Annotated in this window: 19 protein-coding genes; 10 read left to right on the top strand and 9 right to left on the bottom strand. The window is 70.3% G+C overall.

Annotated features, from left to right (window positions below; all coding sequences use genetic code 11):
• Positions 1-6 precede the first annotated feature (6 nt).
• The gene (locus G7A98_RS04230; RefSeq protein WP_163648240.1) at positions 7-1,287 is read left to right on the top strand and encodes an Nramp family divalent metal transporter; all 1,281 of its coding nucleotides are present in this window, start codon (positions 7-9) and stop codon (positions 1,285-1,287) included.
• 81 nt (positions 1,288-1,368) lie between these two features.
• On the opposite strand, the gene G7A98_RS04225 is transcribed toward G7A98_RS04230, so the two are convergent.
• From G7A98_RS04225 to G7A98_RS04215, 3 genes are all read right to left on the bottom strand, one after another.
• Entirely contained in the window at positions 1,369-2,031 is a 663-nt protein-coding gene (locus G7A98_RS04225) for a response regulator transcription factor (protein ID WP_163648239.1), read from the bottom strand.
• Positions 2,032-2,305: 274 nt separating this feature from the next.
• Positions 2,306-4,258 carry an acetate--CoA ligase gene (gene acs / locus G7A98_RS04220; RefSeq protein ID WP_163648238.1) on the bottom strand — a complete coding sequence of 651 codons (1,953 nt, stop codon included), beginning with the start codon at positions 4,256-4,258 and terminating at the stop codon, positions 2,306-2,308.
• Between the two features lie 180 nt (positions 4,259-4,438).
• Complete coding sequence (locus G7A98_RS04215; RefSeq protein ID WP_163648237.1) at positions 4,439-4,987, bottom strand: SprT-like domain-containing protein; 549 nt, start codon at positions 4,985-4,987, stop codon at positions 4,439-4,441.
• A gap of 70 nt (positions 4,988-5,057) precedes the next feature.
• Between G7A98_RS04215 and G7A98_RS04210 the strand changes: the two genes are divergently transcribed.
• On the top strand, positions 5,058-5,705 hold the full coding sequence (locus G7A98_RS04210; RefSeq protein WP_163648236.1) for a YecA family protein: 648 nt from the start codon (positions 5,058-5,060) through the stop codon (positions 5,703-5,705).
• Positions 5,706-5,716: 11 nt separating this feature from the next.
• Here G7A98_RS04210 and G7A98_RS04205 read toward each other — a convergent pair whose 3' ends face one another.
• On the bottom strand, positions 5,717-6,838 hold the full coding sequence (locus tag G7A98_RS04205) for a phosphatidylserine/phosphatidylglycerophosphate/cardiolipin synthase family protein (protein ID WP_163648235.1): 1,122 nt from the start codon (positions 6,836-6,838) through the stop codon (positions 5,717-5,719).
• Positions 6,839-6,903: 65 nt separating this feature from the next.
• Between G7A98_RS04205 and plsB the strand changes: the two genes are divergently transcribed.
• A complete protein-coding gene (gene plsB / locus G7A98_RS04200) occupies positions 6,904-9,414 on the top strand; it encodes a glycerol-3-phosphate 1-O-acyltransferase PlsB (protein WP_163648234.1) in 2,511 nt (836 codons plus the stop codon).
• On the opposite strand, the gene G7A98_RS04195 is transcribed toward plsB, so the two are convergent.
• From G7A98_RS04195 to G7A98_RS04175, 5 genes are all read right to left on the bottom strand, one after another.
• Positions 9,378-10,139, bottom strand: coding sequence for a class I SAM-dependent methyltransferase (locus G7A98_RS04195; protein ID WP_163648233.1), 762 nt, complete (start codon positions 10,137-10,139; stop codon positions 9,378-9,380). The genes plsB and G7A98_RS04195 overlap by 37 nt on opposite strands.
• Positions 10,136-10,951, bottom strand: a complete 816-nt coding sequence (locus G7A98_RS04190) for an undecaprenyl-diphosphate phosphatase (protein WP_163648232.1) — start codon at positions 10,949-10,951, stop codon at positions 10,136-10,138. The genes G7A98_RS04195 and G7A98_RS04190 overlap by 4 nt, the downstream gene beginning before the upstream one ends.
• A 55-nt stretch (positions 10,952-11,006) precedes the next feature.
• Positions 11,007-11,705, bottom strand: a complete 699-nt coding sequence (gene tsaB, locus G7A98_RS04185) for a tRNA (adenosine(37)-N6)-threonylcarbamoyltransferase complex dimerization subunit type 1 TsaB (protein WP_205596214.1) — start codon at positions 11,703-11,705, stop codon at positions 11,007-11,009.
• A 135-nt stretch (positions 11,706-11,840) separates the two neighbouring features.
• Entirely contained in the window at positions 11,841-12,497 is a 657-nt protein-coding gene (adk, locus tag G7A98_RS04180; RefSeq protein WP_163648231.1) for an adenylate kinase, read from the bottom strand.
• Positions 12,498-12,675: 178 nt separating this feature from the next.
• Positions 12,676-13,044, bottom strand: coding sequence for a diacylglycerol kinase (locus G7A98_RS04175; RefSeq protein ID WP_163648230.1), 369 nt, complete (start codon positions 13,042-13,044; stop codon positions 12,676-12,678).
• A 179-nt stretch (positions 13,045-13,223) separates the two neighbouring features.
• Here G7A98_RS04175 and G7A98_RS04170 point away from each other — a divergent pair, with 179 nt between their 5' ends.
• The 7 genes from G7A98_RS04170 to G7A98_RS04140 all read left to right on the top strand — a co-directional run bounded on the left by G7A98_RS04170 (position 13,224) and on the right by G7A98_RS04140 (position 20,492).
• Positions 13,224-14,201, top strand: a complete 978-nt coding sequence (locus G7A98_RS04170) for an MDR family oxidoreductase (protein WP_163648229.1) — start codon at positions 13,224-13,226, stop codon at positions 14,199-14,201.
• A gap of 96 nt (positions 14,202-14,297) precedes the next feature.
• Complete coding sequence (locus G7A98_RS04165; protein ID WP_163648228.1) at positions 14,298-15,320, top strand: glyceraldehyde 3-phosphate dehydrogenase NAD-binding domain-containing protein; 1,023 nt, start codon at positions 14,298-14,300, stop codon at positions 15,318-15,320.
• 69 nt (positions 15,321-15,389) lie between these two features.
• Positions 15,390-16,553: a phosphoglycerate kinase gene (locus G7A98_RS04160; RefSeq protein ID WP_163648227.1), complete on the top strand. Its 1,164-nt coding sequence runs from the start codon at positions 15,390-15,392 to the stop codon at positions 16,551-16,553.
• 80 nt (positions 16,554-16,633) lie between these two features.
• A complete protein-coding gene (fba, locus tag G7A98_RS04155) occupies positions 16,634-17,698 on the top strand; it encodes a class II fructose-bisphosphate aldolase (RefSeq protein WP_163648226.1) in 1,065 nt (354 codons plus the stop codon).
• 72 nt (positions 17,699-17,770) lie between these two features.
• Positions 17,771-18,073, top strand: coding sequence for a hypothetical protein (locus tag G7A98_RS04150; RefSeq protein ID WP_163648225.1), 303 nt, complete (start codon positions 17,771-17,773; stop codon positions 18,071-18,073).
• Positions 18,074-18,122: 49 nt separating this feature from the next.
• Positions 18,123-19,028: a DMT family transporter gene (locus G7A98_RS04145; RefSeq protein WP_163648224.1), complete on the top strand. Its 906-nt coding sequence runs from the start codon at positions 18,123-18,125 to the stop codon at positions 19,026-19,028.
• Positions 19,029-19,094: 66 nt separating this feature from the next.
• Positions 19,095-20,492 (top strand): SLC13 family permease, encoded by a 1,398-nt coding sequence (locus G7A98_RS04140; protein WP_163648223.1) that lies wholly within the window; start codon positions 19,095-19,097, stop codon positions 20,490-20,492.
• Positions 20,493-20,585 lie beyond the last annotated feature (93 nt).

Genomic DNA, 20,585 nt, shown 5'->3' with positions numbered 1-20,585 from the left:
GGCGGCATGGGTACCACGCTTTCCGACGACAGCCTGCGCGCCAGGGCGCGTCGCGCACTGGCCGGCCGGCCCCGGGGCTGGGGCTGGACGGTCTTCTTCGGCCCGGCGCTGATCGCCGCGGTCGCCTACATCGACCCCGGCAACTTCGCCACCAACATCGAGGCCGGCTCGCGCTACGGCTATGCGCTGCTGTGGGTGGTGCTCGCCGCCAACCTGATGGCGATGCTGATCCAGTCACTGTCGGCACGCCTGGGGCTGGCGACGGGCAGGAATCTTCCCGAGATGATCCGCGAGCGCTACCCGCGCCCGCTGGTCTGGTTCTACTGGATCCAGGCGGAGATCGTCGCCATCGCCACCGACCTGGCCGAGTTCCTGGGCGCGGCGCTGGCCTTCCACCTGCTCTTCGGCCTGACCCTGCTCGAGGGCGCCCTGCTCACCGGTGTCATCACCTACCTGACGCTGCTGCTCTACCGCTACGGCTTCCGCCTCATGGAGCTGATCATCGGCGCCATGATCCTGGCCGTGGCCAGCGGCTTCCTGCTGGAGATGCTGCTCGGCCGGCCGGCGCCGCGCCCCTTCCTCGAGGGCCTGCTGATTCCCGGCTTCCCCGACGGCTATGCCCTCTACCTGGCGGCCGGCATCCTCGGCGCCACGGTGATGCCCCACGTCATCTACCTGCACTCGGCGCTGCTGCAGCGGCGCATCCCGGCCGACGACGACGACCAGCGCCGTCGCCTGATGCGCTATTCCCGGCTCGATGTCATCGTCGGCATGGCCATCGCCGGGCTGATCAACCTGAGCATCCTGGCGCTGGCCGCGGCGGCCTTTCATGCCCAGGGGCGCACCGGCGTCGCCACCATCCGCGACAGCTACCAGCTGCTGGCCCCGATGCTCGGCCGGGAGCTGGCCAGCCACCTGTTCGGCGCCGCCCTGCTGCTGGCCGGCCTCTCCTCGTCGGTGGTCGGCACCCTCTCCGGCCAGGTGATCATGCAGGGGTTCGTGCGCTTCACCATCCCGCTGTGGCTGCGGCGCGTTGTCACCATGGCCCCGGCGATCGCGGTGATCCTGCTCGGCATCTCGGAGCAGCGCGCCCTGGTGGCCAGCCAGGTGATCCTGAGCTTCGGCATCCCCTTCGCGCTGATTCCGCTGCTGACCTTCACCGCCGACCGCCGGCTGATGGGCAACCTGGTCAACTCGCGGGCGATCACCCTGATCGGTGGCCTGGTCTGTGCGCTGATCATTGCCCTGAACGGCTATGTACTGGTCTTTTCCCTGCTGCCGCACTGACACGACGCCGTCACCGGGCCACAAACGACGACGCCGCCCCGGAGGGCGGCGTGCGCAGGACGACGAACCGATGGCGAGGCGTCAGGACTCGACCTTGGGCGGCTCCACCTCGAGCTTCTGGGCGGCGATCACCGCCTGGGTGCGCGAGTGGACCCCCAGCTTGCGGAGGATGGCCGTGACGTGCGCCTTGATGGTCGCCTCGCTGACGTTGAGCTCGAAGGCGATCTGCTTGTTGAGCAGCCCCTCGGTGAGCATGTTGAGCACCCGGAACTGCTGCGGGGTCAGCGACGCGATCGCCTCGGCGAAGCGGGTGTCCTCCTCGTCGGACTCGCCGATCGCCTTGGCGAGGTCTTCGGGCAGCCAGATCTCGCCGTCGAGGATCTCGCCGACCGCCTCGGCGATGACCGTCAGCGAGGCCGACTTGGGAATGAAGCCCGAGGCGCCGTAATCGATGGCGCGCCGCACCACATGCGGCTCGTCGCTGCCGGAGATCACCGCCACGGGAATTTCCGGGGTCTGACCACGCAGCTGGATCAGTCCCGAAAAGCCATGCGCGCCCGGCATGTGCAGATCGAGCAGGATCAGGTCGGCATCGGGATGCCGCGTCACCACCTCGGTGGTCGCCGCCATGGTATCGGATTCGACAATCTCGGCCTGCGGGGCAACCTGTCGCAACGCCTGGGTCAGGGCTGCTCGGAACAGCGGGTGATCATCGGCGACGATGAATTTCTGGGCAAAGGCCATTGAGTCTCCTCCGGATCCTCCTGCAGCGAGCTGCCGCGCCGGCGGGTCGACCCCAACGGCGCCAGGCTTGTCGCCTTTTCGTGTCTGGCATGTTACCCCATGCCCATGCCGTTTCCCAAGCGCCGTCATCCCCTGAGTCAAATACCGTTGATACCAAGAAAAAACCGGCCCTGCGGGCCGGCATAAAACGCCGGGGGTGGCGTGCGGCTGGCGTGCGCTCCCGCCCGCCGAGACAGGCGGACGGACGGGAAGAACACCACCACCGGCGGGACGATCAGCCCCGGTTGACGCGATTGTCGATCAGGTCCTCCACCACGCTGGGATCGGCCAGCGTGCTGGTATCGCCCAGCCCCTCGGTCTCGTTGGCGGCGATCTTGCGCAGGATGCGGCGCATGATCTTGCCCGAGCGGGTCTTGGGCAGGCTCGGCGCCCACTGGATCACGTCCGGGGAGGCGATGGGCCCGATGTCCTTGCGCACCCACTGGGTGAGCTCCTTCTTGAGCGCGTCGCTGGGCTCGTACTCGTCGCCCAGGGTGACGTAGATGTAGATGCCCTGCCCCTTGATGTCATGCGGGTAACCCACCACCGCGGCCTCGGCCACCGCCTCGTGGGCGACCAGCGAAGACTCGATCTCGGCGGTGCCCATGCGGTGACCGGAGACGTTGATGACGTCGTCGACGCGGCCGGTGATCCAGTAGTAGCCGTCCTCGTCGCGACGGCAGCCGTCACCGGTGAAGTACATGCCCTTGTAGGTGGAGAAGTAGGTCTGGATGAAGCGATCGTGGTTCTTCCAGATCGAGCGCGCCTGCCCCGGCCAGGAGTCGAGGATCACCAGGTTGCCCTCGGTCGCGCCCTCGAGGATGTTGCCCTCGCTGTCGACCAGCGCCGGCAGCACGCCGAAGAACGGGCGGGTGGCGGAACCGGGCTTGAGATCGATGGCGCCGGGCAGCGGCGCGATCATGATGCCGCCGGTCTCGGTCTGCCACCAGGTGTCGACGATCGGGCATTTCGAGTTGCCGATCACCCGGTAGAACCATTCCCAGGCCTCGGGGTTGATGGGCTCGCCCACCGAGCCCAGCACCCGCAGGCTGTCGCGCTTGCTGGAATCCATGACGTCGTCGCCGTGGGCCATCAGGGCCCGGATGGCGGTGGGCGAGGTGTAGAGGATCGCCACGTTGTGCTTGTCGATCACCTCGCCGAGGCGGCCGTGACTCGGATAGCTGGGCACGCCCTCGAACATCAGCGTGGTCGCGCCGTTGGCCAGCGGCCCGTAGACGATGTAGCTGTGGCCGGTCACCCAGCCGACGTCGGCGCTGCACCAGTAGACCTCGCCGTCCTTGTAGTCGAAGACGTACTGATGGGTCATCGCCGCGTGCAGCAGGTAGCCGCCGGAGGTGTGCTTGAGGCCCTTGGGCGTGCCGGTGGAACCGGAGGTATAGAGGATGAACAGCGGATCCTCGGCGTTCATGGTCTCGGCCGGGCACGTCTCGGCCTGGCCGTCGACCGTTTCGTGATACCAGACGTCGCGGCCGTCGTGCCAGTCGATGTCGCCGCCGGTGCGCTTGACCACCAGCACGTTGTCGACCACGTCGGTGCCGTCCCGGGTCAGGGCGGCATCGACGTTGTCCTTGAGCGGCACCCGCTTGCCACCGCGTACCGACTCGTCGGCGGTGATGACCAGCCTGGACTGGGCATCGATCACCCGCTGGGCCAGCGCATCCGGCGAGAAGCCGCCGAACACCACCGAGTGGATGGCGCCGATCCGCGCACAGGCCAGCATCGCCATGGCCGCCTCGGGAATCATCGGCATGTAGAGGGTGACGGTATCCCCCTTCTTGACGCCGAGCTCCTTGAAGGCATTGGCCAGCTGGCAGGTCCGGGCGTGCAGCTCGCGATAGGTGTAGGTCTTGCTCTCGCCGGGGTCGTCGCCCTCCCAGATGATCGCCGGCTGATCGCCCCGCGAGGCCAGGTGGCGATCCAGGCAGTTGGCGCTGACGTTGAGCTCGCCGTCCTCGAACCAGCGGATGTCCACGCTGTGGGTGTCGAAGACGGTATGCTTGATCTTGGTCGGGGCCTTGATCCAGTCGAGCCGCTTGGCCTGCTCCGCCCAGAAGCCTTCCGGGTCGTCGACCGACTGCTGGTACATCGACAGATACTTTTCCTTGTCCGCCCAGGCATTGGCGGCGAAGGCTTCGCTCACCGGATGGACGCGCTGCTGTTCGGTCATGTCGACCCCCTGTCCTGGAAACTGCGATGGTCGTGATCCGGACCCTGGCGGCCACGTGGCCGGCGACCCGAGATCGGCGAATAAAACGGTTCTTTCAGCATATACCCACAGCAGGCAGGGCTCCCAATTAGACATTGGTAGCAGCAATTTTCATTGCCATTTCAGAAACTTACCTGACACTCAAACGCTCGCCTCCGCAGCCGGCCGCAACCACTGTCGACAGTGTCGACAATAGTAGCGCTGACCGGCGGCGATACGGGCATGGCGTCGCGCCCCGAGATGGTGCTCGCGACAGTCGCAAGTGTAGCGGTAGGGCGCCGGGCTGGCCCGGCGGGTATCGAAGCCGTGGGTGACACGCGGATCGAGGCCGTAGAGACGACGCATCACCGTGCGCCACTCGTGACCGTGGGGGCGCACCCGGCGGCCCTCGTCCAGGTGACGCACCAGCCAGTGCGCCATCTCGTGGGGAATGATCTCGACGAAGAACGCCCGGCGATTCTCGGCGAGCAGCACCCGGTTGAGCCGCAGCCCGCCACGGCCGAAATGCGCCTGGCCGGCACTCTGGCCGCGCAGGTCGAACCACAGCGCCGGGCGCGGCAAGTCGGGATAGACCTCCCGGGCCAGCCGCCAGGCCGCCTCGACGCGCTCGGTGGCAGCCGCCTCGAGGGCCGCATGCGACAGCGAATCGAGCCAGGCGGCATCGGGAGCAGGGAGCGTCGGACCGGACATGGGATGCTAGAATGCCGTCCACGCCCGCGCGCGTCCAGCACACGCCGCCCGACTGGAGGAAACGACCCCGATGCCCGAAGCGCTGCCGCCCACACCCCTGCTCGACGACGACGAACTGGACCTGCTCGACGACTTCCTCGATTCCGAGCGCGCCGGCGAGGATGCCCTCGACCTCATCGGCGCCCATGGCTTTCTGGTCGCCCTGGCCGTGGCCCCCCGTGAGGTCCCCGCAACCCGCTGGGTCGGCGAGCTGTTCCACGGCGAGCCCGCCTTCACCGATGCCGCGGAGCGCGACACCCTCCTCGGCCTGCTCGAGCGCCTGCGCGACAACGCCATGGCCGCCCTCGAGCGCGGCCAGCTGCCCGAGCTGCCCTTCGAGCTGACCCTCGACGGCATCGCGCCGGAGGAGACGCCCATCGGCGACTGGTGCGCCGGCTTCATGGAAGGCGTGTTCCTCGACGAGAGCGCCTGGTTCGAGGGCGACGAGGAAGCCGCGGCCACCCTGCTGCTGCCGTTCATGGCGCTGTCGGGGCTGTTCGATGACGAGCCCGACATGGCCGACTTCGCCGGCCGCCCGGCCGACGCCGAACGCCTGGTGGCCCAGCTGCCGGAGCTGGTGCTCGACCTCTACCTGCACTATCGCGTGCCGCCCGAGACACCCAAGCCCAGGCCGCGCCCCAAGAAGCCCGCCGGGCGTGGCGGCAAGCGTCGCCGCTGAGCCAGCGCCGCTCAGCGCAGCCGCGTCACCCAGGCGTCCAGCGTCCCGTAGACCCATTCGCGCAGGCGCTGGCGTCGCGAACGCCGCGCCCACTGCGCGGGGCGGATCTCGACACTCTGCGCGAAGCTGCGCTCGAACAGCGCCGCCAGCGCCCCGGCGAAACGCGGGTCGACGATCTCCTGATTGGCCTCCAGATTCCACTGCAGGCTCCAGTGGTCGAAGTTGCACGAGCCGATGCTGGCCCAGTCGTCGGCCAGCGAGAACTTGGCGTGGATGAAGCGCGGCTGGAACTCGAAGATGCGCACTCCGGCGCGCAGCAGCCGGCCGTAGAAGCGCTGCCCGGCATAGCGGATGCCGGGATGGTCATGGGCGTCGCCGGGCAGCAGCAGGCGCACGTCGACGCCGCGCCGCGCCGCCCTGACCAGCCGCCGCCGGAGGCTCAGGGTGGGCACGAAGTAGGGCGTGCACAGCCAGATGCGCCGCTGGGCGTGGCCGAGCTGCTGGTGCAGCGACAGGCGGATCGCCTGGTAGCGGTAGCCCTGTCCCCAGACCACCCGCCCGCGCATGCCCTGATAGTCGGCCACCCGCGTGACGTCCAGCCTGAGCCGCTGCACCAGGCGCGGGTCGCCGCTGCCCCGCGACAGCGGTGAATCCCACAGCCGCGAGAACAGCCGTACCCAGTCCGCCACCACCGGCCCCTCGATGCGCACCGCCACGTCGAACCAGGCGTCGAGGAATTCGTCGCTGGCACCGAAGCCGCCGGTGAAGGCCACCCGGCCGTCGATCAGCAACAGCTTGCGATGGTCGCGGGTCAGGTTCTTGCCCAGCCGGTACCAGACCAGCGGATTGAAGAAGCGCATCGCCACGCCGCCGGCCTCGAGCCGCCGGCGATCCGCGCTCGACAGCTTCATGGCGCCGTAACCGTCGAGCAGCATCAGCACCGTCACGCCCCGCGCCGCCGCGGCCAGCAGGGCATCGATCAACTGCGCGGCCAGCGCGCCCGACTCCATGAGATACAGCTCGAGCAGGATCGACTCGCGCGCCGCGGTCACCGCCTCGGTCATGGCCGGCAGGAAACAGCGGCTCTCCGGCAGCAGGACGAAGCGGTTGCCGTCTCGCCAGACTCCCCGCATCACACCTCCCTGTGTCCCGTTGGGCCATCCCCCGACCGGGGGTCGAATCGCTATAATGCCCCAACATGTCCCGAATCGGCATCCGGATGGCCCTGTTCCCGTCGCTGTTGTCCCCCCTGCGCCCGCTGCTGCGCCGCCTGCTGGCCGGCTGGGTCGAGCTGCGCCTGAGCGAGCCCGCCCCCGAGCGGCTCGCCCTCGACCCCGAGCGCCCCACGCTCTACGTGCTGCCGCGGCCGTCGCTGTCCGACCGCCTGCTGCTGGAGATCGTCTGCCGACGCCACGGCCTGCCCGTGCCCTCGCCGCGCTGGCGACCGGGCTCGCTGCGCCATCACGGCTGCGTGGCACTGCCCGACCACAAGCGCCACCTGTGGCCGCGGCGGCGTCCGGATGACGCGCCCTTCGCCCCGCCGATCGAGGCCCTGGGCCAGCACCCCGGCGCCGACGTCCAGCTGGTGCCGGTCAGCGTGTTCTGGGGCCGTGCGCCGGGCAAGGAGTTCGGCTTCTGGAAGCTGCTCGCCGCGGACAGCTGGCAGCTCACCGGTCGCCTGCGCCGCGCGGTGTCGATGCTGGTCAATGCCCGCAACATCGAGCTCTACTGGGGGGAGGCGCTGTCGCTGCGCGGCCAGCTTGACGAGCGTGGTCCGGAACTGGCGCGGCGCCGGGTCGCCCGGGTGCTGCGGGTGCACTTCCGGCGCATCCGCACCCGCGTGCTGGGCCCCGACCTGTCGCACCGGCGCACGCTGATCCACGGCCTGCTGCAGGAACCCGAGATCCAGCGCATCATCGACGAAACGGCCCGCGCCCAGAACGTGTCGCGGCGCCGCGTCGAGCGTCGGGCCCGGCGCTACGGTCGCGAGATCGCCTCGCACATGAGCTATCCGGTGCTGCGCCTGCTCGACCGGCTGCTCCACCGACTGTGGAACCGGCTCTATGCCGGGGTGGACGTGCACGGGCTGGAGCGCGTCAAGCGCCTGGCCGGCGATCGCACCCTGATCTACGTGCCCTGCCACCGCAGCCACATCGACTACCTGCTGCTCTCCTACGTGCTGTTCCGCGAAGGACTGATGCCGCCGCACATCGCCGCCGGGCGCAACCTCGACATGCCGTTGATCGGTCCGCTGCTGCGCCGCGGCGGCGCCTTCTTCCTGCGCCGCAGCTTCCGCGACAACCGGCTCTACGGCGCGGTGTTCAACGCCTACCTGCATCGCCTGCTGTCCCGCGGGCACCCGATCGAGTACTTCATCGAGGGCGGCCGCTCGCGCAGCGGACGGATGCTGATGCCGCGTCCGGGCATGCTGGCGATGACCCTGCGCTCCTGCCTGCGCGGCACCTCTCGCGGGGTCACCTTCGTGCCGGTCTACATCGGCTACGAGAAGGTGCTGGAAAGCACCAGCTACCTCCGGGAACTGCGTGGCGCACGCAAGCGCAAGGAGTCGCCGCTGGACCTGCTGCGCGTGCTCGGCCGGCTGCGCCAGCCCTTCGGCCGGGTCCAGGTGGCCATCGGCGAGCCGCTGGACCTGGACGCCTTCCTGACCCGCCGCGTGCCCGACTGGCAGGAGAGCCGCCACGACGCGCGCCCACCCTGGCTGACGCGCGCCGTTCCCGAGCTGGGCCGCGAACTGGCGCGACGCATCAACGCGGCAGCGACCCTGAACCCGGTCAACCTGGTCGCCCTGACCCTGCTGGCCACGCCGCATCGCGCCATCGAGTCGGAACTGCTCAAGCGTCAGATGGCCCTGCTCGTGGCCCTGGCTCCGGACACGGCGAGTCCCCCGGCCGGCACGCCCGAGGACTGGCTGGCCGAAGTCGCCGAGCTGGGCTTCATCGAGCGTCGGGCCCAGGCGCTCGGCGAGCTGGTGCTGGCCGACGGCGAGCGCGCCACCCTGCTCACCTGGTATCGCAACAACGTCCAGCACCGCTTCGCCCTGCCGGCGCTGGTGGCCTTCGCCTTCCGCAACAGCGCCCACAACGATCTGGCCACCCTCGATGCCCGCCTCGCCGCGGCCTGGCCGTCGATCGCCCAGGAACAGTTCATCGCCCTGCCCGCCGCCGACTTCCGCAGCGCCCTGGAGGCGACCCTGGCAACGCTGGTCGAGCAGGGCCTGCTCGAGGCCCGCGCCGACGGCTGGCAGCGCCCGCCCGGCCATACCCTGGCCCGCGAGCAGCTGCAGCTGCTGGGCAGCCTGATCCAGCCGACCCTCGAGCGCGGCTTCCTGCTGCTGGCGGCGTTGCTGGCCCAGCCCAGCGGCAGCCTGACTCGCGATGACCTCGAGGAGCGCAGCCGCGCCCTGGCCGAGCGGCTGACCCTGCTGTCGGGCCTCAACGCCCCGGAGTTCTTCGACCGCCGGCTGTTCAGCGGCCTGCTCGACGCCCTGCTGGCCGAGGGCTGGATCTGGGAGACGCCACAGGGGCGGCTGGCCTTCGATGCGCTGCTCGGCGAGGCGCTGGCGCGCAGCCGCAGCCTCTTCGACCCGGCCCTGCGCCGGCGCCTGTGGCAGACCGCCCAGCCCGCCGCCGGGGACGCCGCCCGTGCCTCGGCTCAGGCCCGCAACGAGCGGTGCACGTACAAATCGTAACGGCTGGTCTTGGCCTCGAGCTGATGCGACGGCGTCGGGCCCGCGATGGGCGGCGCCTTGCGCGGGCGCTTGACCGCCACGCGGTGCGTCGCCACGTCGAGCGCCGCTTCCAGCAGGCGCGGCGCATCGGCATCGTCGCCGGCCAGCTCGCGGAACACGCGCATCTCCTTCTTGACCAGCGCCGACTTGTCGCGGTGGGGAAACATGGGATCGAGGTGGATGACTTGTGCCGGAAAGTCGGCCGCGGCGACCGTCGCCGCCAGGACCTCGGCGGCATCCGCCCGGTGCAGCGTCAGCCGCGCGACGATCGGCGCGACGTCGGCATCGTCACGGGCCCGGGCCAAGCCGTCGCCCAGCAGCGCGGCGATCGCCGGCACCCGCTCGAGCATCAGCACCTCGGCTCCCAGGCTCGCCAGCACGAAGGCATCGCGTCCGAGGCCGGCGGTGGCGTCCACCACGCTCGGCGTGACGCCCTTCGCCAGCCCGCAGGCCTTGGCCACGAGCTGGCCGCGCCCGCCGCCGAAGCGGCGCCGGTGATCGACCTTGCCGGCGAGGAAGTCCACCCGCAGCGGCTTGCCGTAACGGGCAGGATCGCCGGCCAGCGCCAGACCCGCCTCGGTGGCGATCAGCGCCAGCCCCTCGGCGGGCGGCACCGAAGCCCAGGGCAGCCCCAGCTGCCCGGCCAGCTCGCGCAGCGCCTCTCCCACCACCACCGGGGGCGTCATGCCGCCCACAGCCACAGCAACGCCACCCCCAGCAGCAGGCGATAGGCGACGAACGGCCACATGCCGATGCGATCCAGCGCCGCCAGGAACAGCTTGATGCAGACCAGCGCGGCGACGAACGACAGGCCGATGCCCACCAGCACGTCGTGGATCGCCGCATCGCTGCCGGTCTGCATCAGCTCCAGGCCCTTGAGCGAGCCGGCGGCGATGATCAGCGGGATCGACAGCAGGAACGAGAAGCGCGCCGAACTCTGGCGGTCGAAGCCCAGCAGCAGGGCCGCGGTGATGGTGATGCCGGAACGCGAGGTACCGGGAATCAGCGCCAGCGCCTGGAACAGCCCGATGATCAACGCCGCCCTGAAGGTCAGGCTGGCCAGGCCGCGGCTGCGGCTGCCGCGCCAGTCCGCCCAGCCCAGCAGCACGCCGAAGACCAGGGTCGCCAGGGCGATCACCAGCGACGAGCGCAGCGAGTCCTCGATCGCGCCGTTGAACAGCCCACCGACGATCACCGCCGGAATCGTCGCCAGGATGACCATCCACCCCAGCCGACTTTCCGGCGTCTGGCGTGCGCCCAGCGGGCCGGCGCCGGCGAACTGGCCGAACCACCCGCCCAGGATCGCCACCACCTCGCGGCGAAAGGCCAGCAGCACCGCCGCCAGGGTGCCGATGTGCACGGCGACATCGAAGGCCAGCCCCTGATCGGGCCAGCCCAGCACCTGGGAGGGCAGGATCAGGTGCGCCGACGAGGAGATGGGCAGGAACTCGGTGAGCCCCTGGATCACCGACAGCGCGACGAGTTGCAACCAGTCCATGCGGAAGGTCCTTGTTCAGCGAGAGACGACGCCGGGGTGCGGCGCGGGAGAGGGTTCAGGCGCCGGGCCCGGGCTTCTTCCAGGCGACCTCGTTGCGCAGGTAGACCGGTACCGCCTCGTGGGGCGGGCGGCCCTCGCCGCGGGCGAACGCCTCGGCGGCCAGGCGCACCATCGATTCGGCGGCCGGGTCGAGATCCGGCAGGCGCTGGTACAGGGCGCTCTGGACCTCGACGGGCATCGACGCCCACAGCGCCCAGCCCGAGCCCACGCCGCACCAGTCGGCCTCGCGATGCGCCTCGGGCAGGGCCAGGCGCGCGGGCGGCATTACCGCCTCGTCGAGCAGCGGCGTGAGGCGACCGTCCCGGCAGTGGTAGGCGGCGACGTAGATCTCGCCCATGCGGGCGTCCAGCGCCGGCACCACGAAGCGCACGTGACGCTCACGGTGCACCGCCAGGGCCAGCGCCTCGAGGGTCGAGACGCCGATCAGCGGCCTGTCGAGGCCGAACGCCAGCCCCTGGGCGACCCCGGCGGCAATGCGCAGGCCGGTGAAGGAGCCGGGGCCACGCCCGTAGGCCAGGGCATCGAGATCGGCGAGCACCAGCCCGGCCTCGGCGAGCACGTCATCGATCATCGGCATCAGGCGGCGGGTGTGCTCGCGGGGGGTCAGCGCGAAGCGCGACACCACCTCTCCCTCGTGCCAGAGGGCGCAGGAACAGGCGCTCGAGGAGGCGTCCAGGGCCAGCAGGGTCGACATGGGAATCACGGGGTTATGAATGGCGCGGGCATTATACGACCGGGGCGGGCCCGGCAAAAGCGCCGGCCACGAGGCCAACAACGCAACAGCCCGGCGAGGTGCCGGGCTGCGGATAATCGAAGGGCAGGCGAGGTCTCAGCCTTCCAGCGCCTTCACCACCTGGTCGCGGATGTCGTCGACCGTGCCGATGCCCTCGACGCGATGGTAGGCGGGCGCCTTGGCCGGGTCCTGCTCGGCCCAGCGGCGGTAGTACTCCACCAGCGGCTCGGTCTGTTCATGGTAGACCGACAGGCGGTTGCGGACCGTCGACTCGCGATCGTCGTCGCGCTGGATCAGCGCCTCGCCGGTGACGTCGTCCTTGCCGTCTTCCCTGGGCGGGTTGTACTCGATGTGATAGACGCGGCCGGAATCGGGGTGCACGCGGCGACCGGCCAGGCGCTTGACGATCTCCTCGTCGTCCACGGCGATCTCCAGCACGTGGTCGAGCCTGACGTCGGCGTCCTTCATGGCGTCGGCCTGCGGGATGGTGCGCGGGAAGCCGTCGAACAGGAAGCCGTTGGCGCAGTCGGGCTGGCTGATGCGTTCCTTGACCAGGGCGATGATGATGTCGTCGGACACCAGCCCGCCGCTGTTCATGATCTCCTTGACCTTGAGGCCCAGGTCGCTGCCTTCCTTGACCGCGGCGCGCAGCATGTCGCCGGTGGAGATCTGCGGAATGCCGTACCGCTCGCAGATGAACTGGGCCTGGGTGCCCTTGCCGGCACCGGGGGCGCCCAAGAGAATCAAACGCATCTGTGCTGCTCCTTGAATCGTTCGCGAGTCAATTGTTGTTGACGTTAGCGTAAATGGGTGTCGGAGGCGGCGCCATCCGTGACGAGTCGAAAGAGCATTGACGATACCGGGGGGGCGAAAGGCAGACAAGCCGACAAACGGTGATGCGCGTCATGATGTCGCAGCCCGCGACTCACGCTCAGGCCAGCCGCTGCCAGAGCAGCACGCCCCAGGTCAGCCCGGCCATGATCAGCGACAGCATGACCGCCGCCGAGCCGATGTCCTTGGCCCGCCCGGAGAGCACGTGGTGCTCGGGGCCGATGCGGTCGACCACGGTTTCCAGGGCGCTGTTGAGCAGCTCCACCACCAGCACCAGCACGCCGCTGCCCACCAGCAGCAGCCACTCCACCGGCGTGCGCGCCAGCCAGCCGGCCAGCGGCAGCATCGCCAGGCACAGCAGCAGCTCCTGACGGAAGGCCGCCTCGTGACGAAACGCGGCCCGCAACCCCTTCAGGGAATAGCGCGTCGACTGAATCAGGTGTCGCCAGCCTGTCTCGCGGGGCTTCATGGGCACTCTCGCAGGGCCATCCTCGGGGAGCCGTTCCGGCGGAACCGTGGCGGCTGCCGGCAGCATGGAGCTGCCGATGGTAGCAGAGGCCCCGGGGCAGGCAAGTCGGTCGATTGCCCGGCCCCGCGGGGGCGGCTAGTCTGGGATGATTCCGCCCCCCGCCGACTGGAGCCGTGTCCATGCCCCGCGTGCTGATGCTCAAGGATGAAGACCCCCGCGCCCGGGTCGAGACCCTCGACGACGACCGCCTGCCCGAGCGCGAGGTCACGGTCGACATCGAGTACTCCGACCTCAACTACAAGGATGCCCTGGCGGTGACCGGCAAGGGCCGGATCGTCCGCGACTACCCCTTCGTGCCGGGCATCGACTTCGCCGGCACGGTGCGCGACAACGCCAGCGACGCCTACGCCCCGGGCGACCGGGTGATCCTCACCGGCTGGGGCGTGGGCGAGCGCTACTGGGGCGGTTTCGCCGAGCGCATGCGGGTCGACGCCGACTGGCTGGTGCCCTGCCCCGAGACGCTGTCCACCCGCGAGGCGATGCTGTTCGGCACCGCCGGGCTGAGCGCCATGCTCTGCGTGGAACGCCTCGAGGAGGCCGGCCTGGCCCGAGGCACTGCCGTGCTGGTCACCGGGGCCACCGGCGGCGTGGGCAGCTGGGCGGTGCAGATGCTGGCCCACTACGGCTACGAGGTGCACGCCGTCACCGGCAAGCCGGATCAGGAGCGCTGGCTGCGCAGCCTGGGCGCCGCCGAGGTGCACGACCGCACCGAGTTCGAGGGCGAACCGCGGCTGCTCGACAAGGCCCGCTGGGCCGGGGCCATCGACACGGTCGGCGACACCACCCTGGCCAATGTGCTCGCCCAGATGGAGCCCCATGGCCGGGTCGCCGCCGTGGGCCTGGCCGGCGGCAGCGCCCTGCCCGCCTCGGTGATGCCGTTCATCCTGCGTGGCGTGTCGCTGCTCGGCGTGGAGAGCGCCCGGGTCCCCCTGCCGCGGCGCCGCGACGTCTGGCAGCGCATCGCCGAGCTGCCCCGGGCGATGCGCGATAACATGCACCACGAGGCAATCGGCCTGGAGATGATCGCCGAGCGCGCCGAGGCGATGATCAACGGCGACATCCACGGCCGGCTGCTGATCGACCCGAGCCTGGACTGAGCCCTACCCCAGGGGCAGCAACAGCACAGTTGGGGCAAAGGGCGCTTTGCGCTAGAATCACCGCCTTCGAACGCCACCACCGTCGTCGAGCCGCCCATGCCCCATCGCATCGCCATCAACGGTTACGGCCGCATCGGCCAGTGCGTCCTGCGGGCGCTGGTCGAGCGCCCGGAACTGGATATCGAGGTGGTGGCGATCAACGAGCTCTCGGATCTCGCCACCGTCGCCTACCTGACCCGCTACGACACCACCCACGGGCGCTTTCCCGGCGAGGTGCGCGTCGAGGACGACCGGCTGCGCATCAACGGCCACGCGATCGCCCTGCTCTGCGAGGAAGACCCCGCGAACCTGCCCTGGGCGGCGCTGGGCATCGACCTGGTGCTGGAATGCTCCGGCAGCTTCAGGGACCGCGCCACGGCCGAGCGCCATCTGGTCGCCGGTGCGCGGCGCCTGCTGTTCTCCCAGCCCGCCGAATCCGACGTCGACCTGACCGTGGTCGGCGGCATCAACGAGCACCTGCTCGCCGCCGACATGCGGGTGATCTCGGCGGCCTCCTGCACCACCAACTGCCTGATTCCGATTCTCACCGTGCTCGACGAGGCGCTGGGCATCGAGCACGGCGTCACCACCACCATCCACTCGGCGATGAACGACCAGCCGGTGATCGACGCCTACCACAAGTCGGACCTGCGCCTGACCCGCTCGGCGATGCAGTCGATCATCCCCGTGGATACCGGCCTGGCGCGCGGCATCGAGCGCCTGATGCCGCACCTCGCCGGTCGCTTCGAGTGCCTGCACGTGCGGGTGCCGACCATCAACGTCTCGGCCATGGACATGGCCATCTCGGTGCGCCGGGCCACCACCGCCTCGGCGGTCAACGCCCTGCTCCACGACGCCAGCCACGCGCGGCTCGCCGGGCGGCTCGGCTACACCGAGGAGCCCATGGCCTCGGTCGACTTCAACCACGATCCGCGCTCGGGTATCGTGGACGCCACCCAGACACGGGTCGCCGGCGGCCACCTGATCAAGATGCTCGGCTGGTTCGACAACGAGTGGGGCTTCGCCAACCGCATGCTCGATGTCGCCGGACGCCTGGCCGAGCTCGACGCGCGGCACTGATACCGCGCCCGACCCGCCGAACGCGATGGACACCGGACATTCTGGATTCGTCAACAGAGGATACGCCACATGAACGTGCGCAAGATGACCGACCTCCCTCTCGCCGGCCAGCGAGTGCTGATCCGAGAGGACCTCAACGTGCCGGTCAAACAGGGCAGCGTCACCTCGGATGCCCGTATCCGCGCCTGCCTGCCGACCATCCAGGCCGCCCGCGACGCCGGCGCCCGGGTGATGCTGATGAGTCACCTGGGACGCCCCACCGAGGGCGAGCCCGCCGACGAGTTCTCGCTGGCGCCGGTCGCCGCCCACCTCGGCCAGCTGCTCGGCCAGCCGGTGCGGCTGGTCAGCGACTACCTCGACGGCCCGGTCGACGTGGCCGAGGGCGAGGTGGTGCTGCTCGAGAACGTGCGCTTCAACGCCGGCGAGAAGAAGGACGACGAGACCCTCGCCCGGGCCTACGCGGCGCTGTGCGACGTCTACGTGATGGACGCCTTCGGCACCGCCCATCGCGCCCAGGCCTCCACCCACGGCGTGGCGCGCTTCGCCCCCGCCGCCTGCGCCGGCCCGCTGCTCGCTCGGGAGCTCGAGGCGCTGGAGAAGGCACTGGCCACTCCGGCACGACCGATGGTCGCCATCGTCGGCGGCTCCAAGGTCTCGACCAAGCTCGAGGTGCTCAATGCCCTGGCCGAGAAATGCGATCAGCTGATCGTCGGCGGCGGCATCGCCAACACCTTCATCGCCGCGGCCGGCCACAACGTCGGCAAGTCGCTGCACGAGGCCGACCTGATCGAGCAGGCCAGGGCGCTGATGGCCCGGGTCGAGATCCCGCTGCCCAGCGACGTGGTGGTGGCCACCGAGTTCTCCGAGTCCGCCGAGGCCGTGGTGCGCCCGGTCGACCAGGTGCGCGACGACGAGATGATCCTCGACATCGGCCCGGATACCGCCGCGCGCTTCGGCGGCCTGCTCAAGGACGCCGGCACCATCCTGTGGAACGGCCCCGTGGGCGTGTTCGAGATCGACCAGTTCGGCAAGGGCACCGAGGCGCTGTCCCAGGCGATCGCCGAGAGCAACGGCTTCTCCATCGCCGGCGGCGGCGACACCCTGGCGGCCATCGACAAGTACGGCATCGCCGAGCGGGTCTCGTACATCTCCACCGGCGGCGGCGCCTTCCTCGAGTACGTGGAAGGCAAGACGCTGCCCGCCGTGGCCGCCCTCGAGGCCGCCGACCGCTAACGCCGCCGCATTCACACGACCATCATCACGGGGCGGCCCAAAGGCCGCCCCTCGACTGTCAGCGAGGAAACACACTCCCCATGGCCCTGATCAGCCTGCGTCAACTTCTCGACCATGCCGCCGAGCACGGCTACGGCGTGCCGGCCTTCAACGTCAACAACCTCGAGCAGATGCGCGCCATCATGGAAGCCGCCGACCGCACCGATTCGCCGGTGATCGTCCAGGCCTCCGCCGGCGCCCGCAAGTACGCCGGCGCGCCCTTCCTGCGCCACCTGATCCTGGCCGCGATCGAGGAGTTCCCGCACATCCCGGTGGTCATGCACCAGGACCACGGCACCTCGCCCGCCGTCTGCCAGCGTTCCATCCAGCTGGGCTTCTCCTCGGTGATGATGGACGGCTCGCTGAAGGACGACGGCAAGACGCCCGCCGACTACGACTACAACGTCGACGTCACCCGGCGCACCGTCGAGATGGCGCATGCCTGCGGCGTGTCCGTCGAGGGCGAGCTGGGCTGCCTGGGCAGCCTGGAGACCGGCCAGGCCGGCGAGGAGGACGGCGTCGGCGCCGAGGGCACGCTGTCCCACGATCAGCTGCTCACCGACCCCGAGGAAGCGGCCGCCTTCGTCGCCGCGACCCACGTCGACGCCCTGGCGATCGCCATCGGCACCAGCCACGGTGCCTACAAGTTCACCCGGCCGCCCACCGGCGACACCCTGTCGATCGCCCGCATCCGGCAGATTCACGAGCGCATCCCCAACACCCACCTGGTGATGCACGGCTCCAGCTCGGTCCCCCAGGAGTGGCTGGAGATCATCAACGAGCACGGTGGCCGGATTCCCGAGACCTACGGCGTGCCGGTCGAGGAAATCGTCGAGGGCATCAAGCACGGCGTGCGCAAGGTCAACATCGACACCGACCTGCGTCTGGCCTCCACCGGCGCGGTGCGCCGCTTCCTCGCCCACAATCCGGCCGAGTTCGACCCGCGCAAGTACCTCAAGGAGACCGTCGCGGCGATGCGCGACGTCTGCGTGGCCCGCTTCGAGGCCTTCGGCACCGCCGGCAACGCCAGCAAGATCAAGCCGCTCGGCCTGGAAGCGATGTTCGAGCGCTACGCGCGCGGCGAGCTCGACCCGCGGGTCAACTGAGCCGACCGCCACGCCTCGCCGCCGGGGACCCGGCGGCGCCCCATCGCCTTCCCCTCGCCATCGAGGCCCGCCATGCACAACCTGATCGTTCCCTCCCTCGTTCTCCTGCTCACCGCGGCCGTGATCTTCGGCGGCCAGGCCTTCAACGAAAGCCGGCTCGACGACCATATCGCCGAATCCATCGCCACCGCGCTCGATACCCGGGACGCCGTCGAGGTGACCGCCATGCACGAGGTCAACAAGGGCTACGGCATCTGCGGGACATACCGCCTGGCCGGCGGCGAGAGTGCCGCCTTCTTCTACAACAAGGCCAACGAGCACCTGGCCCTGGGCAGCGACTCCCGCCGCTACCGCAACAACTGCCGGACGCCCTGAGTCCGGACACCGCCGCCCCGTTTTCGCCGCAACGTCATGAGGCGTGCCGATGAGCCTTCGCCGACAGACCGCCCTGGCCAGCCTGATCGTCATCCTCACCGGGGCCCTCTGGGGGCTCTACTGGATCCCGGTGCGACGCCTGGACGGCCTGCTTCCCGGCGCCTGGGGATCGCTGCTGATCGTCGCCCTGGCGACGCTGCTGCTGACCCCCTTCGCGGTGGTCCATCGTCGCCGCCTGCGCGCCGCCGACCCGCTGTCGCTGGCGGCGATCGCGCTCGGCGGCGCGGCCTTCGTCATGTACTCGATCGGCCTGGTCCACGGTCGGGTCGCCAACGTGATCCTGCTGTTCTACCTGACGCCGGTATGGAGCACGCTGATCGCGCGGCTGGGGCTGGGCTGGCCGACGCCCTGGCCCCGCTACGCGGCCATCGGCGTGGGCCTCGCCGGCCTGGTGCTGGTGCTCGGCGACGACGGCGCGCTGCCGTGGCCCCGCGGGGTGGGCGACTGGCTGGGGCTGGCGTCGGGCCTGCTGTGGGCGCTCGCCTCGACCGGCATTCGCCTGCGCGGCGAGACCACCGGCGCGCTGGCGGGCAATGCCGTGTTCTGCGCGGGGGCGACGCTGGCCGCCGGGGCGCTGGCGCTCTGGCTGCCCTCCCGGCCGCCCCTCCCGGCGGCCTCCGAATGGCCCGCGCTGATCGGCTGGGCCCTGGCCGCCGGCGGGCTGTGGTGGGCGCTGTCGCTGAGCGCCCTGCTGTGGGCCACGAGCCGCCTGGAGCCGGCGCGCCTGGGAATCCTGCTGATGAGCGAGGTGCTCATCGGCGTGCTCTCCGCGGCGCTGCTCGCCGGCGAGCCCTTCGGCCTGCGGACCGGTCTGGGGGCGCTGCTGGTGATCGCCGCGGCGCTGCTCGAGCTGTGGCCGGCGCCACGCACAGGACACGACGCGCGACGCCCCTGACGAGGTGCCGCGGCGGCGGTTCGCCTGCTAGACTCTGCGCCCTTCATCGCCGCCACCGGAGCCGCCATGTCCGCCGAGCCCTCCCGCCTGTCGCCTCGCCACCTCGTCAGCCTGACCGCCATCGTCGCGGTGGGGGCGTTCCTGCTGCTGGCGCCCGGCGCCTCCGACATGGTCCGGGCGGCGAGCGTCATCGTGCTGGCGATCGCGCTGTGGGCAACCGGCTGGCTGCCGCAGTGGCTGACCGCCCTGGCCTTCTTCACGCTGTGTACCGTCGCCGGCGTCGCCCCGCCCGACACGGTCTTCGCCGGTTTCGCCTCGGCGGCGACCTGGCTGGTGTTCTCCGGGCTGGCGATCGGCGCGGCGATCCAGCACACCGGCCTGGGCGCCACCGTGGCGGCCCGGGTCGGCCCGCATCTGCAGGGGTCCTACGCCGGCGCGGTGAGCGGCGTGGTGGCGCTGGGTCTGGCCATGGCCTTCGTCATGCCCTCGGGCATGGGGCGCGTGGTACTGCTGGTACCGATCCTGATCACCCTGGCCGACCATCTGGGCTATCAGGAAGGCCGCCCGGGCCGGACCGGCGTCATCCTCGGCGGCATCCTGGGCACCTTCCTGCCCACCTATGCCATCCTGCCGGCCAACGTCCCCAACAACGTGCTGATGGGGGCCGTCGAGGCGGTGCTCGGCGAGCCACCCACCTACAGCAGCTATCTGCTGCTGCACTTCCCGGTGCTCGGCGCCCTGAAGACCGTGCTGCTGGTCATCGTGATGCTCAGGCTCTATCCCGACCGCGCCCCCGCGCCCAGCGCCGCGGCGCCCGACAGGGCCACAAACGGCCGCACGCCGCTGAGCCGCCCGGAACGCCGCCTGGGCCTGCTGCTGCTGCTGGCCGTGGCGCTGTGGCTCAGCGACGCCTGGCACGGCATCTCGCCGGCCTGGATCGGCCTGGCGATCGCCCTGGTCTGCCTGTTCCCGGGCAGTGGCCTGATGGCCGACAGGCCGCTGAAGTCGCTGAACGTCGAGCCGCTGATCTACGTCGCCGGCATCGTCAGCCTGGGCGCGCTGGCCCATCACAGCGGGCTGGGCGAACGGGTCGCCCACTCCCTGCTCGCCGTGCTGCCGCTGTCCGATACCGGCGATGCCGCGACCTTCGGCCTGCTCAGCGGCCTGGCCATGACGCTGGGGACCTTCGTCACCCTGCCCGGCGTGCCGGCGATCCTGACGCCCATGGCGACGGAACTGGCCGCGATCACCGGCTGGTCGCCGGATGCGGTCGCCATGACCCAGGTGGTGGGCTTCTCCACGGTGCTGCTGCCCTACCAGGGGCCGCCGCTGGTGGTCGGACTGCTGGCGGCGGGACTGCGCCTGCGCGACGCGGCACGGGTATGCCTGATCATGGCCGCCATCAGCCTGGTGCTGCTGTGGCCGCTGGATTATCTATGGTGGCAGCTGCTGGGCTGGATCTAGCCAACGACACGAAGGTGTCGAGCCAGGTCGGGAAAAGCCCTGAAAAGGAAGAAAGCGAGAAGGCAGGAAGGGGAAAGGCAGGCGCCGCCGTAG

Source organism: Modicisalibacter sp. 'Wilcox' (assembly GCF_010993675.1).
In the GTDB taxonomy this organism is placed as follows: domain Bacteria; phylum Pseudomonadota; class Gammaproteobacteria; order Pseudomonadales; family Halomonadaceae; genus Modicisalibacter; species Modicisalibacter tunisiensis.
The sequence above is the reverse complement of the archived record's forward strand: the minus strand, read 5'-3'. Positions and strand labels throughout refer to the sequence as shown.